The organism is Pseudonocardia sp. Ae505_Ps2 (assembly GCF_001932425.1).
In the GTDB taxonomy this organism is placed as follows: domain Bacteria; phylum Actinomycetota; class Actinomycetes; order Mycobacteriales; family Pseudonocardiaceae; genus Pseudonocardia.
In genome coordinates, this window is record NZ_MCIP01000001.1 from 1,988,789 (window position 1) to 2,003,655 (window position 14,867).

The window sequence follows — 14,867 nt, forward strand, 5'->3', positions numbered from 1 at the left end:
TGCCGTCGAGATTCACGTGGGTGTGCCCGGCTGTGCGGGCGGCGAGCAGGGCTCCGTGCAGGCCGGGTGCGGCCGCGGCGAGGACGTCGATGCCTTCGTGCAGGTAACGGTAGGCCGTTGCAGTGCTGATCGCGTTGTCACCGGCCAAACATCGGACCCGGGTAGCATCACAGAACCAGCGGATCACCAGCACTGCCTGGGCGAACGGGGTCAACGCCCGCCGCCGGGTGCCACGTCGACGGCGTTGAAGGACCAGGAGCCGCGCCAGATAGGCCACGGTGCGCTCCCCGATCGGGAGGACAGCGGTGTAGGTGACAGGATCAGACATGCAGGACCTCGGTGACGGTGTCGATCTGTGCTGGACCGAACCGATCTACCGGGGTCCTGCCCCGTTCCCGCTCATCTCACCACCCTCGGCGTGTCGCCACGACCTGCCACCCCGCTACTGAGAACACCTCAATACCTTGCACCCCACCCCTCGGCCCGGCAGGGACGAGCCCGCGCCGTGAGGAGATCACCACCAGAACCCGGCCGTGCGGGAGCATAGAGCGACCGTCACGGACTATGCACGGACGCAGACCACGGGACCGGGGCTCCATCGCAGGCCAGAGCGGATATGGCAGTTCTCTGTAGATCCGTCGCCTCCGGCGGCCGGGCTCCGCCCGAACTCGACACCGCTCGGAGATCAGGGAAGTGCGGCAGGGCTGGTGACCACCTCATGGCGCGCCGAGACGGCAGCCAGACCGAAGGGTGGGGCGCAAGGCTCGAACCCGTACTTTGCACCCCACCTCTCCTCATCCCACCCCTCGGCCCGGCTGGGGTGAACCCGCGCCGCGAGGACATCACCAGCAGGCCGTGCGCGTGGGGGAAAGCCCCCGCGTGGGACGCTTCTGGGACACGAAATGACCTGACAAGGGCCGGAGCCGACCCTGAACGACCACCAGGCCGGGGGTTGGAATCCCCAGTTCACAGCGTCGCCGATCTGTGCCGATCAAGATCGAGGGATTCTTGGGTCACTTTTCGTGCTCGGTGCTGTCGGTGGGGTCGATGCTGCGGCCGATGTGGCGATGCAGAACGGATGTCCGGCGGGGTCGATCAGGACCCGGAACCGTGCGGGGTCGGGCTGGACGGTCGCAGGGACGGCGCCCAGTGCGGACAGCCGCCGCTCAGCGTGATCGAGATCGTCGACTGCAATGTCCAGATGCGCTCGGAGAATCTGGCCGTCCGGCCACCGGCTGGGGCGGTGGTGAGGGACGCGCTGGAAGTCCAGGCGTGTTGTGCCGTCGCAGATGAGCACGACGAAGTCCTCGTTGGATGCGCGGAGCTGTCCGCCGAGGACATGTCGGTAGAACTCGGCCAGTTCGTGCGGATCGGGGCAGTCGAGAGTGACGGCGACCAGCCGGCCCAGAACGTGAGACATCAGCTCTCCTGCTCGCTCTTCGGGTTGCCGAACAATCCTTTTAAGACCCCTGCCGGCCGCCGACCCGTTGAGCGACGTCCGCGGTAGCAGTCCTGGGTCATGCCGATCTTCGAGTGCCTGAGCTGATGACTGATCTTTCAGACAGTGACGTCAGAGTCGTCGAGGTAGCTCGCGACCGTCTTGCGCGGGGTGTGGCTCACGAGCCCGTCCAGCTGCATCAAGGGCTTGTCGGCCCGTCTTACTCGGAGCCGGAGTCGTCGGACAGGGTGATTGTGGAGCTGTGTGGGCTCTCATTGGGATCTCTGCCTGCCAGCCGCACGAGCCCGAGGCCGTCCTGATCGACGCGCACGTAGAGAACGTACGGCCGCTGTGCGCCGTCGCCGTCAGCCCACCTGATCACCGCATGAACGTCGTCAGCGCCCCGGACCTCGTACTCGTCCGACGTCGTGCCCTCGTGGAAGTAAACGCGGTAGGTGGGCGAGTCGCACTCCCACCGCTGATCGCGCGGATCGACTCCCAGGATCTCCATCGGCGCAGCCTGCCCGCAGTGGGAACGCGCGGCAACAAGAGCGCCGACCCGGGCGACGCGGGGCCCTGGCCACGCCGGCCTCCCGAGGGCTGATGTGTCGCTGGTTCTCAGGACGTCTTCGACGCGTGCGCTGCGACGGCCGCGAGGACCTGCCCGACTGCGTTCGGACGTTCTCGCCACGGTTGGTGTCCCGCGTTGGCGATCTCATGGAACCCGGCGTTCGGGAGGATCGAGGCGAGCGTTCGGGGTCCGTCGGCCGGTCTCGGGTCGCCCTCGCCATGGATGATCCACACGGGGCACGTGACGGCGCCCCAGCGGCCGATCTCGTCGTCGATGGTCCAGGTTTTGGTCTCTGTGTTGAAGGCTCGGTTGCACGCGAGGTTGAGCGGAAGTGGTGTATTCGCGTCAGCGGCAGCCCATTCTCGGGCCCTTTCGGGGTCGACGAAGTCGGGCAGCCAAGAAAGGGTGCGCCATTCGACCTCCTCGTCCCACGTTCGGGTCTTCGCCGCCAGCTCGTTCAATCGCGCCCGCTCGGCGGTGGTGAGCCTCTGCTCCTGCTGAGCTTTGTAGACCGCTCGGTGGGTCGACCACCCGATCCCGAGCCCGCTGCAGTAGACGAGGCCGGCCACCCTGTGGCCGTGGGTCGCCGCGTACTCGATGCCGAGGGTGGCGCCGAAGGAGTGGCCGAAGATGTACCAGCGCTCGTAGCCGAAGTGCTCGCGAAGCTCGTCGAGGTCTGCCACATAGCGAGCGATGCTGTAGTCCTCGTCCGGCGAGGATCGACCGCAGCCCCGCTGGTCGTACCGGACCGTTCGGAACGACGCGGCGGCCAGGTCGGCGACAGGCCCCAGGTAGTCCCACATGCCGGCGCCGCCGTGCAGAAGGACCAAACCGGGTAGCCCGTCCTCGGGCTGGCCCTGCGCGTCCACTCACAGCATCGCGCCGTCGCGCAAGGGCAGCATGTGGCCGTCGGACCCGTCAGGCACGGTGTCACTGTACGAAGACCTGTGGGCTGCGGCGCTCATGCTGCCGGAGTGGCGCCGTATCGCTCGTGCTCACGTCCGCACGAGCCCAGCCAGCATCGGGTCGTAGGTGCAGCTCATGTGCGGCGCCACCACCAGGACAGCGACGGATCGACGGTGGGGTCGTTCAGAGTCTTGTCCGAGAACAGGGCGTCGAGTCGGGCGATCTGGCGGCGGAGCGATGCGCGACGACGCCGAGGCAGGGCGTGCAGAGCGTGTTCGAGGGCGTCCCGGGAGAACGGGCCGATGAACTGGACCCAGTCGTTGTTCTCCCGCTGGAGTGTGGAACGTGGTTGGAGGGCGACGCGGCGCCATGAGAGAAGATCGGTGCGGACCCTTCCGGAGGAGAGCTGTGGCCGGTCGAGTCGGTCGAGCGCACGGCTGGTCGAGAGCGGAACGCCGCGGATCGCGGTCGGGCGTGGCTGACGCTGGTTGCGGGCCCGTAGCTGGGCGGGACGCCTACGCGGCATGGACCTTTCGGATCGAAGTCATGCAACCAGCCTGCCAGGACACGGTTCTCATCGTGTTCTCCGGGTCGGCCGAATGCCGTCAGGCTTTCTTGTGGGATGGGGCGAATTCCCGTGGTCCGACGCGTCTCCCAGGTCGACCTCGATGCCTCCGACGGCCAGGTAGAAGGGCGCGGGAACCGGAGGCCGCCGACACCGCAGGAGCTGGCGGAGTATCAACCGCGGCCACCGAGGTGCGGCGCGTGTCCCGGTGACATGAACCGTTGCCCGGGTGCTGGTGGGATCAGCGAAGGACAGCGCAGGTCCGTACGTGCCCCGCGCCATCCATTCCGGGGTTCCCGCCGCATCGGTGTCGAGCAGTCGCTGCGGGCTGGACCAGTCCCGTCGGTCGGCACTCGGCCGTGATGCGGTGATCCACCACAGCCCCTGCGCGGGCAAACCCGGTGTGGCGTGGAGGTCGGAGCCACGGGCGAGGAGCATCACCCAGCCATCACCGCAGGGGGCGATGGCGTTGTCGAAGAAGCCCTCCGACGAGTCTGCGAACGTCACCGGCGGCGACCAGTCGTGGACGCCGTCGACGCTCTCCGTGCAGCGCAACTCGTAGTCGGGGAGCTCGCCGGGGCCGATCTCGTGAGGATTGGCCTGATACCACATCCGGTACCGGCCGTCGGTGTAGATGACGAATGGTTCGAGCACACTGGAGCGGGGCGGCGTGCCCTCGAGGACCGGCATCGGGTGTCGCTGCCAACGGCCGTCTCGGTACTCGAGGAAGCCGATCGCGTACCGGCTTCGCGGACCGTAATGCCGTAGGGAAGCCCGGCCGGTGTAGTACAGGCGCGCCCCGTTGCCGCCGGACGGAGGCACATAGCTGGGTGTGTGCATCCCCGCTGCGTCCCAGCTGCCGCGTGGTGGGTCCGGAGCCAGAGCGGCTGCACGTCCACGAGGATCGGCGTCGATTCGCCACGGCCCACGGGGTGAGCCCCCGGGTGCGACCGAGGCGCGGTACAGGCGGTTGCGAAAGCCGGTCGAGAAGCCGCCCAAGAACGTCGTCCAACGGCCGTCGATGCAGTGGACATCCGGGTCGCCGACGCCGAGAAGGCCCCGCGGCATGGGCCCGGTCACCATGTCCCACAGAACGTGCGCGGCCGGCGCGCCTTGCGTTCGCCACTGATCGGTGTGCGACGGATCCATGGAGATCGACCTCCTGTTCGGGGCCGCGCGAGAACGCGGTGACTCCCCTGTGGATCAGGTAGGTCGGTGTTTCGGAACATACCAGTCATATGCCGGCCGTCCAACCGTCCACGATGCCGCAGGAGGGCCCCTCATCTCTGGTCGTCCACGACGACGTCCAGCAGCCCGCGGAGGTGCGCCACACCTGCGTGGATGCACTCCCCGTCGGCTTCGCCGAGGTCACGGACAGCCCTGCACGGCGTGAACCGAACGGTGGTGTCCGTCGTGCCGTCTCCGGCAACGTCGACCAAGCCGCCGACAGGGAGCCCGTCGCGATACGTCTGCGACCATGCGCCGTCGTGCCGACGGTTCACGTGATCCAGCGTGGTGCTCAACGCGGCGACGACCGAGATGCCTCGGCGCGCGTGACCGTCACCGAGCAGCGGTGGGGTCTCCGCGTCGAAGAACCGGAGGTCACGCGTAGCCATGATCGGCTTGCGGACGACGGCTCCTGTCGGGCTGCGGCGAGTATCGGTGCCCCGTCCGTCGTCGACGATCAGGATGGACCCGTCCGGCGCCAGCTCGATGAGGCACCGGCCGCGACGGTGGCGTGCCTCGGCCTCGTCGGCCGCGTAGGCCACGACTTCCAGCACGAGGTGCAGGGCGCCCGTCGGTGCATAGCGCTCCGGCTGCTCCCGGACCTCACGCAGGTGATCGACATCGAGATCACGACTCCAGTCGTGCGTCGTGTTGGCCCAGGGACGGTCCGGCCGCGACACCTGTTCACGGTCCCACAACGAGCTCCCTTGCGGTGTCGGCACTCGACGACCTCCGCCAGGCGACGCCGTTGCAGGGTCGCGGGCGAGAGCTCGTGGCCGTGGAGGCTGCCGCCCTACGATCACCCATTGGCTGCGGCGACTCCACCTTCCCCGGACGCGGTCACCACCGCACTCCATGACCTCGCCGACGAGGTCCGACGCCACCCGTTCGCCGTCCTCACCATCGACGACACCGTCCCCGACTGCTGGCGGGTCGATCCGGCAACAGGCGCCGGCCTGTCGGTCGAGTGGGACGACGACGGGCAACGCTGGATCGCCATCGAGGTCGGCGACCACCAGGTCGCGGTCCTGCGTGACGTCGAGGCGGTGGCCTACGTGCGCGACATCGTCATGGCGGCCATCCACGGGACCATCACCGAGGTGAAGGCGCTTGGGCGAACCGAGATCAGAATCCCGCGGGCGGACGGCACGATCGCCCGAGACATCGGCTACGGCTTCCCGCTCAATCTCATCCCCCTGCCCGGGTGGGCACGGCGGGCGACTCCGATAGGACACCCCGCGTACGAGTAGGGCCACCCCACGAGAACGACCAGGGCATCGCGGGCCGGAGGGCGCGGAGTCCGTGCGCCGCTGTTCGCGCGCGGGAGGCGCGGTCGGTCACGCGTCCGAGGCGCTCCGGGCGCCCGTCTCCGCCGGCTCCCCGGCGCGGACACCGTCGTAGACCTCCCGGTCGATCTCCCCGTCGGGGTGCGCGACGAGCATCGCCACCAGGGTGTCGGCGTTGACGTTGAGGAAGGTCCGCAGGATCCCGGTGAACCAGTCGACGGCGATGAGGAGCCCGACGGCCGCGAGGGGCAGTCCGAGGGTGGTCCCGAGGAACAGGGCCACGACGGGGAACCCGCCCGGCACGGTGATCGTGCCCATGTTGAGCAGGATCGCGAGGACCATCCCGAATACGATCTGCCCGGCCGAGAGGTCGACGCCGCCGGCCTGGGCGAGGAACAGCACGACGATCGTGTAGTTGAGGACGGCGCCGTAGGAGCCCATGGTCAGCCCCACCGACAGCGTGAAGTTGGCGACCCGGGGGCTCACGCCGATCTTCTCGATCGTGGTGCGCAGGACGGTGGGGTAGGTGACGGCCGAGCTCGTCGTCGTGACCGCGACGGCGGTCTGCTCGGCGAGCTTGCGCGGCAGGCGGGCGGGGTTGAGCCGGGTGCGCCCGGCGACGATCGCCACGAACAGCGCGGTGAGCAGGACGACGCCCAGCAGGGTGGTGCCGAGGTAGGCCAGGGCCGACCCGACCACGGCGAAGCCGATGCGGCCGGACAGGTCGGCGAGCAGCGCGAACACCCCGATCGGCGCGACGTACATGACCAGCCGGATCAAGGTGAGCAGGACCTGCTGGAACTGCCCCACGACGTCGAGGACGAGTGTGTTCCCCGTCGCGGTGACGTGCCGGTGGAGGGCGACGCCGAACAGCAGCGAGAACAGGATGATCGGCACCATCGCCGCCTCGGCCATCGACTCGACGACGTTGGTGGTGAAGAAGCCGAGGACCGTGTCCTGCCAGCTCTCCGGGGCCGCCGCGGCCGGCAGTGCGGCGTCCGGCGCGGCCGTCGCGACCATCCCGGCACCCGGGCGGAACAGCAGCCCGAGCACCACCGCGACCACCGCGGCCACGACCGACAGGCCGATCATCCAGGCGAAGGTCCGCAGCGCGAGCCGGCCGGTGCCGGACCCGGTCATGGACCCGCAGGCCGCGATCACCGAGGTCATGACCAGCGGCACGATCGCCATCTGGACGAGCCGGATGAAGGCGTCGCCGACGACCTTCAGGTTGCCGGCCCACTCGCCGGTCACCAGGCCGAACGCGATCCCGGCGACCGCGGCGAGCGCGATCAGGACGGCGGGATGCTTCATCGCGGCGAGTCTCATGAGGTCCTCACGTCGAGGGTGGCCGGGCCGCGGCGGCGGTCCCGGGTGTCGGTGGCGAGCAGGGCGCGACCGGCGCGTTCGGTGACGATCTCCAGCGACGCGCCCATGTGCTGGTGCAGCAGGTGGCGGGCGGTGTCGAGCCGTCCGGCGAGGACCGCCTCGCCGACGGCGACGTGCTCGGACACGGCCGCCTCGACGCGACCGGGGAGCACGTAGTCGTTCATCCGCACCCGCCGGATCCGGCGGTGCACGTCGGTCAGCACCGCGACGAGCTCGGGGTTGCCCGACGCCGCGAGCAGCGTGCTGTGGAACCGTTCGTCCTCCAGCACGAAGCCAGGACCCGCCTCGGGTGGCTCTTCGAGCATCCGGTGCCAGCGGGCCAGCTCTGCGCGGAGCGCCCCGGCGTCGTGCACGGTGCCCGGGTTCTCCCGGCATCGGTCGATCCCGCGCAGCTCGACCGCGATGCGGACCTCCCAGAGGTCGCGCACCCCCGCCAGGTCGGGGACGACGACCGAGTAGCCGTAGTCCTCCTCGCGCTGCAGGAGCCCGTCGGCGACGAGCCGGCCGAGGGCCTCGCGCACCGGGGTGCGGGAGATGCCGAACCGCGCTGCGAGCTTCGGCTCGGTGAGGCGGGCCCCCGCGCCGACGGCGCCGTTGACGACGTCGTCCCGTAGGGCGGCGTAGACGCGCTCGCGCAGCGGTGGCGTGCCCGCGTGCTCGACGGCGCTCGACATCGACGATTCTCCCCACCTGTTGTGTCCAGGGCTGGATACAGCAGGTGGAGACGGTAGGAGCGGCACGTTGCGTCGGCGTCTCGCGCCGGTGTCGTCGTGTTTCGTGCGGGTGTGCTCCCTTCTATTCTGGTGCTAGAATAGCGGTCGTGGAGCTGACCATCGGCGAGCTCGTCGTCCTCGGGGCACTGGCCGAGCGCCCTCGCCACGGCTACGACATCGAGCAGGTCATCGAGGAGCGTGGCGTCCGTCGCTGGACCGACATCGGCTTCTCCTCGATCTACTACCTGCTCGACAAGCTGACCGCCCGCGGCCTGGCCGAGGCCGACGACGACCGCCCCTCCCCGAAGGCCCGCCGCGTCGTCCGCATCACCGACCGGGGGCGCCGCACCGCGGCCGCCGACGTCCGGGAGCTGCTCTCCGACGCCGGTGTCCCCGCCCGCTCCTTCCTCGCCGGCCTCGCCCACTCGACCCTGCTGCCCGCGCACGAGGTCGAGGAGGCGCTCCGGGCCCGGCTCGCCGGGCTCGACACGCGGATCGGCGCGGTCGTCGCGGCCCGGACCGCGCAGGAGCCCCTCCCGTCGGAGGCGCGCGACGTCTTCTCGTTCTCCCTGTCCCAGCTGCGTGCGGAGAGGTCGTGGCTCGCCGAGCGGGTCCAGGTGTCCGATGACTGATGCGTCCACCGGCGTCCCCTCCACGGGAGGCCTCCACTGCGAGACGACGGCGCTCGGCGCGCTCCTCGGGCACGCCGGCGTCCACCTCGACGAACCGATGCTGTTCGGGCTCGGTTCCGGGCTGTCGTACGTCTACTGGGACTCCAAGCGGCAGTCGGCGCCGTTCCTGGGCGGGCGGGTCAAGCCGTTCGAGCTGACCCGCACCCTCGCCCGCCGCCTCGATCTCGACCTGCGCGTGCAGGAGACCTCGTCCGCCCGCCGGGCGTGGGACCAGGTCCGCACCCTCGTCGACGACGGCGTTCCCGTCGGCCTGCAGCTCGACAGCCACGACCTGGACTACTTCGGCTCCCGGGTCCACTTCGCGGGCCACGTCGTCGCTCTGCTCGGCTACGACGAGGACACCGCGTCCCTCCTCGACACCGCGCAGCAGGGCGGCCGGGTCAGCACGAGCCTGGACAGCCTGGCCCGGGCGCGCGCCGCACGGGGGCCGATGTCGGCGCCGCACCGGTCGTTCACGTTCGGACGGGTCCGGGAGCCGGTCGACCCCGGCCCCGCGATCGTGCCTGCGATCGTCGAGTGTGCCGAGGCGTTCCTGCACCCGCCGATCGCCAACATCGGGCACCGCGGCATCCGGACGACGGCGAAGCGCGCCGGGTCCTGGTTCGACCGCGTCGAGGACCCGCACCGGGACCTGCCGCAGATGGCGATGCTCATGGAACGGGCCGGCACCGGCGGGGCACTGTTCCGCAACCTCTACCGCGACTTCCTCACCGCCTGCCTGCCGCTGCTCGACGACGCCGGCCCGGGTGAGCGCGTCGCGTCGGTCGAACGGGGCCGGGACCTGTACGCCGAGGCGGCGACGCTGTGGACACGCGTCGCCGGACTCGTCGAGCGGGCCGGGCTGGACGAGGACCCGGCCGTCCTGACCGAGGCCGCCGGGCTGCTGCTGCGGATCGCGGACCTGGAGACCGCGGCGATGACCACGCTCCGGTCGCTCTGAGCGGGCCGGGGGTCAGTTGGGTCGGTGCTCCTCCCGCGGCGTCATCGGGCGGTGCCCCGGGGCTTCGCCATGTGGACCAGCGCGTAGGTCCCCGCGTCGGTCCGGTGGGTCTCCCGGAACCCGAGCCGGTCGTAGAGGCGCAGGTTCGTGACGCTGTGCTCGCCGGTGAACAGCTCGATCACCGACACGTCGTCGTCGAGCTGCTCCTCCGCGTGGCGGAGCAGGCCCGACCCCAGGCCCTCGCCCTGCCGGTCCGGAGCGACCACCAGCCGGCTCACGACGGCGGTGCTCCCCGACCGGGTGATCCGTACGGCGGCGACCAGCCGGCCGTCGTCGCGGATACCCCAGGCGGTCACCGACCCGTCGGCCAGCTGTTCGCGGATCTCCGCCAGGTGCTCGGTGAGCGGCGGCAGGTCGATGTCCTCGTGCGCCCGGGCCTCCGGCACGTAGGCCGCACGCTGCAGGGTCAGGATCTCGCCGGCGTCGGCGGGCCGGAGGCGGATGGTCCGTGCACGCGTGCGGTGGCTGCGGAGCTCCTGCGGCCGGGGTGCGTCGAGCAGCGCGCGCAGCTCGTGGAGCACCTCGGCCGGGTCGGCCCGGTCGTCGCCGAGGACGTCGTGGGCGGCGCCGAGACCGGCGTCGTCCACGAGCCCCTTCTCGCCCAGGACCCACGCACCCCGCCCGGCCATCACGGCGTGCGCGGCCTGGGCGGTGGCGCGGGTCATCATGCCGAGCGCGAGGGTCCGGTCGCCCCGGCGGACGTGCTGCTCGGCGATCGTCAGCGAGAACGCGGCGTTCCAGCGCCAGCGTTCCTGCGCCGCCTCGCGCAGGGCCGCGGGGTAGGCGACGGCCGGCAGCTGACCGGCGAGCACCTGGTTCACGGCGATCTCGCCGAGCGGGGTGTACGTGGGCAGCCCGGCGAGATGCCCCTCGACCTGGTCGATCTCGAACCGGCCGTGGTCGGCGTCGGCGCGCCAGACGTCGACGACGTCGAGGTCGCGCAGCAGCACGTCCACCGGTTCGCCCTCGACGGTCAGCCACGCCCCGCCGTTGACGATGCGTCCCCACTCGCCCGGCTGCGCGACGTGCCCGGCGAAGCCGAGGCGCCCGAGCGCCCGGGCGTCGAACCCGCCGCGGTAGTAGACGCCGAGGTCCCAGTCGCTGTCCGGGCGGTGGGTGCCCCGGGCCCGGCTGCCGCCCAGCGACACGGCGAGCACCCCGGGCAACGCGACGAGCCGCGGCAGGAGGACGTCCAGGACGGTCATGGGGCGATCGTCGACGGCGCCGCTCCCGGTGTCGACCGTGATCCGGGCCGCCGCCCGTCGCGGACACCGGCCCGCGGTGGGCGAACCCGGTCGACACCGCTGCGATCCTGTCCCGGTGAGCAGCTCCCCGACCGTCCGCACGGCCACTTCCGCCGACCACCCCGAGCTGGTCCGCATCTGGCGGCGGGCGGTGGAGGCCACGCACAGCTTCCTCACCCCGGACGACGTCGACGAGATCGAGACCGAGGTCCGCACGGCTGCCCTGCCCGCACTGTCGGTCCTGGTCGCGCAGCGCGCCGACGGCACCCCGGTCGGCTGGATCGGCACCGACGGCCACCGGGTCGAGGCGCTGTTCGTCGACCCGTCCGCGCACGGTCGGGGCGTCGGCTCCGCGCTCCTGGCCGCGGCCACCGTCGGCACGGCGCGGGTGGAGCTCGACGTGAACGAGCAGAATCCGGGCGCGGTCGGGTTCTACGAGCGCCTGGGGTTCGTCCGGACCGGGCGCTCCGAGCGCGACGGGCGGGGCCGGCCGTTCCCGCTGCTGCACCTGCGCCGGGACCGGCTCCCCGAGCCGTCCGACCCGGCTCCTTCCACGACCGCCCTGCTGCTCGGTTACGTCGACTTCTACCGTGACCGCGTCCTCGACAAGTACGCCGCGCTGCCCGAGGCCGAGCGCACGGCCAGCAGGCTCCCGTCGGGCTGGTCTCCCGCGGAGCTGCTGCACCACCTGCGCTGTATGGAGCGCCGCTGGCTGGAGTGGGGCTTCGTCGACGCCGACCTCCCGGACCCCTGGGCCGACCACGTCGACGGGCGGTGGGCGCTGCCGTCCGGGGTCGGCGCGGACGACGTCGCCGCCGCGCTCGCCGCGCAGGGCCGGCGTACCCGCGAGATCGCGGAGTCGGTGGGGCCCGGTGCTGCGGGGGTGCCGAGCGGGCGCTGGGCCGGCGCACCGCCCGCGACGATCGAGCGGACGCTGCTGCACGTCGTCCAGGAGTACGCCCGCCACCTCGGCCACCTGGACGTCGTCGTCGAGCTCGCCACCGGATCCACCGGCGAGTAGCCGCCTCAGGGTGCGACGCGGTGCAGGTCCCAGCCGTCGAGCGCGACGCCGGGGCGGCGCCAGGCGTGGCGGACGGCGGCGGTGTGGGCGAACACCGGTCCGGGCAGGTCGTCCGGGTCGGCCCAGGCCCAGGCGTCGATCGCGTGCGGCTCGGTCACCCGCAGCTCCGCCCCGGCGGGTGCGGGCACGTGCACCGCGAAGGTCACCCCCGCGCCGTCGAGCCGGACGCACACCGCGACCAGCGTCCCCGTCGCCGCGACGACGCCGGTCTCCTCCGCCAGCTCGCGCAGCGCCGCGGCGACGACCGGCTCCCCGCCCTCCAGGTGGCCGCCCGGGAACGACCAGCTCGGCGTCTCCCCGGCGGTGACCCGGTGCCCGACGGCGACCGCGCCGTCGGCGCGCTCCAGGACGACGCCGACACCGGACAACGGACGCGGAAGGCTCACCACCGCAGTCTGCCGGGGCGCATCCTGGGGTGGTGGACCCCACCACCCTCGCCGCCGCCCGCGCCCGTGCCCAGGAGTGGGTCGGCTCGCTGCGCCACGAGCTCGACGACCTCGCCGACCAGCAGGCCCTGACCAGCCACGACGACGAGCACGACCCCGAGGGCGTGACGATCGCGGTGCAGCGCGCCCAGCTCCAGGGGCTGCTCGCCGCCGCGGAGCAGGAACGCGACGACCTCGACCGGGCGGCGGAGCGCCTGGCCGCGGGCGGTTACGGGCGCTGTGCGGTCTGCGGCGGACCGATCGCGCCGGAACGGCTGGAGGCGCTGCCCGCCGCGACGACCTGCATCAGCTGCGCGTCGGGCCCGCGCCGTCGTCGTCGGTAGCCGGCGCGGGCGGCCGGGTCGGGGTCGGTGTCGGGGTCGGGAGGACCGTCACCGTCGGGGTGGGGGCGGTCGTGCCGGCGGGTGGGGCGATCGGCTCCGGCTCGTCGTCGAGGGTCACCCCGCACCCGGCGACGAGCAGCAGCCCCAGCGCCGCGGTGCACAGCCGGGTCCTCACGTGTCCACCCCCGGCAGCTCGACGACGACCCGGGTCCCGCCGCCGGGGCGTTCCTCCACCCACACCCGGCCGTCGTGCCGGCGTACGTGCGCGGCGACCAGGGACAGCCCGAGACCGGTGCCGCCGCCGTCGCCGCGGCTGCCGGCCAGGGTGCCACGGGCGAACCGTTCGAACACCGCCCGCCGCTGCTCGGGCGGGATGCCGGGGCCCGCGTCGTCGACCTCGATCCGGGCGGACCGGCCCCTGCGCGCGACGCCGATCCGCAGCGCGCCGCCGCCGTGCGCGTCGGCGTTGTCCAGCAGGTTGCCCAGGATCTGGTCGAGGCGACGGCGGTCGACCCGCACGGTCACCGGCTCCGGGGCGTCGACCTCGGGGACGTGCTCCCCGCCGCGGACCGCGACGAGCCCGCGGACCAGCGCACCGAGCTCGCCGTCCTCCCGCTGCAGGGTGTCGCTGCGGGAGATCTCCAGTAGGTCCAGGACCATCCGGCGGAAGCGCTGGATCTCGCCGTCGAGCAGCTCGACGGCCTCCCGTGCGGTCGGCGCGAGCTCGGCGCGCCGCCGGGTCAGCACCGCGGCCGCGTTCACCAGGGTCGTCAGCGGTGACCGCAGCTCGTGCGCGACGTCCGCGGCGAACCGGGCGTCGCGCGACACCCGCTGCTCCAGGTCGTCGGCGGTCCGGTTGAACGTCGCGACGAGCGGGGCGAGCTCGGCGTCGGTGCTCGACGGCAGCCGTGCGGTCAGGTCGCCGCCGGCGATCCGCTCCGCGGCCCGGGTCACCGCGGTGAGCGGCAGCAGCGCACGCCGCCCGGCCCACTGGCCCAGCGCGAGCCCCAGCAGGGCGCTCACCGCGACCCCGGCGAACAGCACGACGCTGAGGAACTTCAGGTTGGCGTCGAGCCGCTGCATCGGGAAGACCTCGACGAACACGTCGCCGCCGGACATCGGCGCCGCGACGACGACGCTCGGCATCCCCGCCACCATCACCCGCTGCCGTGCCCCGGTCCCGTTCCCGGCCATCGCCAGCAGCCCCGCCGGCAGCGCCTCGGGATCGACCTCACGGCCGCTGGTCGTCCACGTCCCGTCGCGGCGCAGCGCGACCGTGGTGCCCGGGGTGCCAGCGAGGCCGGTCAGCAGGTCGTCGAGACCGCCGACGTGCGTGTCGTCGACCATCGCCCGCTCGACGAGCTGGAGGTTCACCGCGAGCTGGCGGGTGGCGCTCTCCACCCGCTGCTCCACCAGGTAGTACGACGCGAGGTTCCAGGTGACCGCCGCGAACAACCCGGTCACCACCATCGACACCCCGGCGAACGCGACGCCGACCCGGTGACGCAGCGGAAGCCGGCCCAGTGAGGTGTTCTCAGTAGCGGGGTGGCAGGTCGTGGCGACACGCCGAGGGTGGTGAGATGAGCGGGAACGGGGCAGGACCCCGGTAGATCGGTTCGGTCCAGCACAGATCGACACCGTCACCGAGGTCCTGCATGTCTGATCCTGTCACCTACACCGCTGTCCTCCCGATCGGGGAGCGCACCGTGGCCTATCTGGCGCGGCTCCTGGTCCTTCAACGCCGTCGACGTGGCACCCGGCGGCGGGCGTTGACCCCGTTCGCCCAGGCAGTGCTGGTGATCCGCTGGTTCTGTGATGCTACCCGGGTCCGATGTTCGGCCGGTGACAACGCGATCAGCACTGCAACGGCCTGCCGTTACCTGCACGAAGGCATCGACGTCCTCGCCGCGGCCGCACCCGGCCTGCACGGAGCCCTGCTCGCCGCCCGCACAGCCGGGCACACCCACGTGAATCTCGACGGCACCC

The 14,867-nt window shown here is 72.0% G+C and carries 16 protein-coding genes and 2 pseudogenes; 6 read left to right on the top strand and 12 right to left on the bottom strand.

The window, feature by feature from the left end; translation table 11 throughout:
* The 6 genes and pseudogenes from Ae505Ps2_RS31865 to Ae505Ps2_RS09450 all read right to left on the bottom strand — a co-directional run.
* Window positions 1-328, bottom strand: a pseudogene (locus Ae505Ps2_RS31865) (IS5/IS1182 family transposase); the annotation flags it as partial.
* Between the two features lie 663 nt (window positions 329-991).
* Complete coding sequence (locus tag Ae505Ps2_RS09430) at window positions 992-1,420, bottom strand: VOC family protein (protein WP_075329729.1); 429 nt, start codon at window positions 1,418-1,420, stop codon at window positions 992-994.
* Window positions 1,421-1,658: 238 nt separating this feature from the next.
* The gene (locus Ae505Ps2_RS09435; RefSeq protein WP_075332879.1) at window positions 1,659-1,949 is read right to left on the bottom strand and encodes a hypothetical protein; all 291 of its coding nucleotides are present in this window, start codon (window positions 1,947-1,949) and stop codon (window positions 1,659-1,661) included.
* A gap of 107 nt (window positions 1,950-2,056) precedes the next feature.
* On the bottom strand, window positions 2,057-2,878 hold the full coding sequence (locus tag Ae505Ps2_RS09440) for an alpha/beta hydrolase (protein WP_075332880.1): 822 nt from the start codon (window positions 2,876-2,878) through the stop codon (window positions 2,057-2,059).
* A gap of 611 nt (window positions 2,879-3,489) precedes the next feature.
* Entirely contained in the window at window positions 3,490-4,629 is a 1,140-nt protein-coding gene (locus Ae505Ps2_RS30290; RefSeq protein ID WP_198932114.1) for a hypothetical protein, read from the bottom strand.
* 131 nt (window positions 4,630-4,760) lie between these two features.
* Window positions 4,761-5,387 (bottom strand): ATP-binding protein, encoded by a 627-nt coding sequence (locus Ae505Ps2_RS09450; RefSeq protein WP_139320151.1) that lies wholly within the window; start codon window positions 5,385-5,387, stop codon window positions 4,761-4,763.
* Window positions 5,388-5,513: 126 nt separating this feature from the next.
* Between Ae505Ps2_RS09450 and Ae505Ps2_RS09455 the strand changes: the two genes are divergently transcribed.
* Window positions 5,514-5,957, top strand: coding sequence for a hypothetical protein (locus Ae505Ps2_RS09455; protein WP_075332882.1), 444 nt, complete (start codon window positions 5,514-5,516; stop codon window positions 5,955-5,957).
* An 87-nt stretch (window positions 5,958-6,044) separates the two neighbouring features.
* Here Ae505Ps2_RS09455 and Ae505Ps2_RS09460 read toward each other — a convergent pair whose 3' ends face one another.
* Entirely contained in the window at window positions 6,045-7,307 is a 1,263-nt protein-coding gene (locus tag Ae505Ps2_RS09460) for a dicarboxylate/amino acid:cation symporter (protein ID WP_198932115.1), read from the bottom strand.
* Window positions 7,308-7,318: 11 nt separating this feature from the next.
* A complete protein-coding gene (locus Ae505Ps2_RS09465) occupies window positions 7,319-8,056 on the bottom strand; it encodes a GntR family transcriptional regulator (protein ID WP_075332884.1) in 738 nt (245 codons plus the stop codon).
* Between the two features lie 146 nt (window positions 8,057-8,202).
* On the opposite strand from Ae505Ps2_RS09465, the gene Ae505Ps2_RS09470 reads away from it, so the two are divergent.
* Window positions 8,203-8,727 carry a PadR family transcriptional regulator gene (locus tag Ae505Ps2_RS09470; protein WP_075332885.1) on the top strand — a complete coding sequence of 175 codons (525 nt, stop codon included), beginning with the start codon at window positions 8,203-8,205 and terminating at the stop codon, window positions 8,725-8,727.
* Window positions 8,720-9,727 carry a BtrH N-terminal domain-containing protein gene (locus Ae505Ps2_RS09475; protein ID WP_075553565.1) on the top strand — a complete coding sequence of 336 codons (1,008 nt, stop codon included), beginning with the start codon at window positions 8,720-8,722 and terminating at the stop codon, window positions 9,725-9,727. The genes Ae505Ps2_RS09470 and Ae505Ps2_RS09475 overlap by 8 nt, the downstream gene beginning before the upstream one ends.
* Window positions 9,728-9,768: 41 nt before the next feature.
* On the opposite strand, the gene Ae505Ps2_RS34200 is transcribed toward Ae505Ps2_RS09475, so the two are convergent.
* Entirely contained in the window at window positions 9,769-10,992 is a 1,224-nt protein-coding gene (locus tag Ae505Ps2_RS34200) for a GNAT family N-acetyltransferase (protein WP_075332887.1), read from the bottom strand.
* A gap of 115 nt (window positions 10,993-11,107) precedes the next feature.
* On the opposite strand from Ae505Ps2_RS34200, the gene Ae505Ps2_RS33270 reads away from it, so the two are divergent.
* Complete coding sequence (locus Ae505Ps2_RS33270; RefSeq protein WP_249265244.1) at window positions 11,108-12,052, top strand: acetyltransferase; 945 nt, start codon at window positions 11,108-11,110, stop codon at window positions 12,050-12,052.
* A gap of 5 nt (window positions 12,053-12,057) precedes the next feature.
* On the opposite strand, the gene Ae505Ps2_RS09490 is transcribed toward Ae505Ps2_RS33270, so the two are convergent.
* Window positions 12,058-12,498: an NUDIX domain-containing protein gene (locus tag Ae505Ps2_RS09490; protein WP_158071437.1), complete on the bottom strand. Its 441-nt coding sequence runs from the start codon at window positions 12,496-12,498 to the stop codon at window positions 12,058-12,060.
* A 32-nt stretch (window positions 12,499-12,530) separates the two neighbouring features.
* On the opposite strand from Ae505Ps2_RS09490, the gene Ae505Ps2_RS09495 reads away from it, so the two are divergent.
* Window positions 12,531-12,881, top strand: a complete 351-nt coding sequence (locus tag Ae505Ps2_RS09495; protein ID WP_233147399.1) for a TraR/DksA C4-type zinc finger protein — start codon at window positions 12,531-12,533, stop codon at window positions 12,879-12,881.
* Here Ae505Ps2_RS09495 and Ae505Ps2_RS09500 read toward each other — a convergent pair.
* A complete protein-coding gene (locus Ae505Ps2_RS09500; RefSeq protein ID WP_075332890.1) occupies window positions 12,844-13,056 on the bottom strand; it encodes a hypothetical protein in 213 nt (70 codons plus the stop codon). The genes Ae505Ps2_RS09495 and Ae505Ps2_RS09500 overlap by 38 nt on opposite strands.
* On the bottom strand, window positions 13,053-14,351 hold the full coding sequence (locus Ae505Ps2_RS09505) for a HAMP domain-containing sensor histidine kinase (protein WP_075554208.1): 1,299 nt from the start codon (window positions 14,349-14,351) through the stop codon (window positions 13,053-13,055). Before Ae505Ps2_RS09505 ends, Ae505Ps2_RS09500 begins: the two co-directional genes overlap by 4 nt.
* 185 nt (window positions 14,352-14,536) lie before the next feature.
* Here Ae505Ps2_RS09505 and Ae505Ps2_RS32560 point away from each other — a divergent pair.
* Window positions 14,537-14,867: pseudogene (locus tag Ae505Ps2_RS32560) on the top strand (IS5/IS1182 family transposase); the annotation flags it as partial.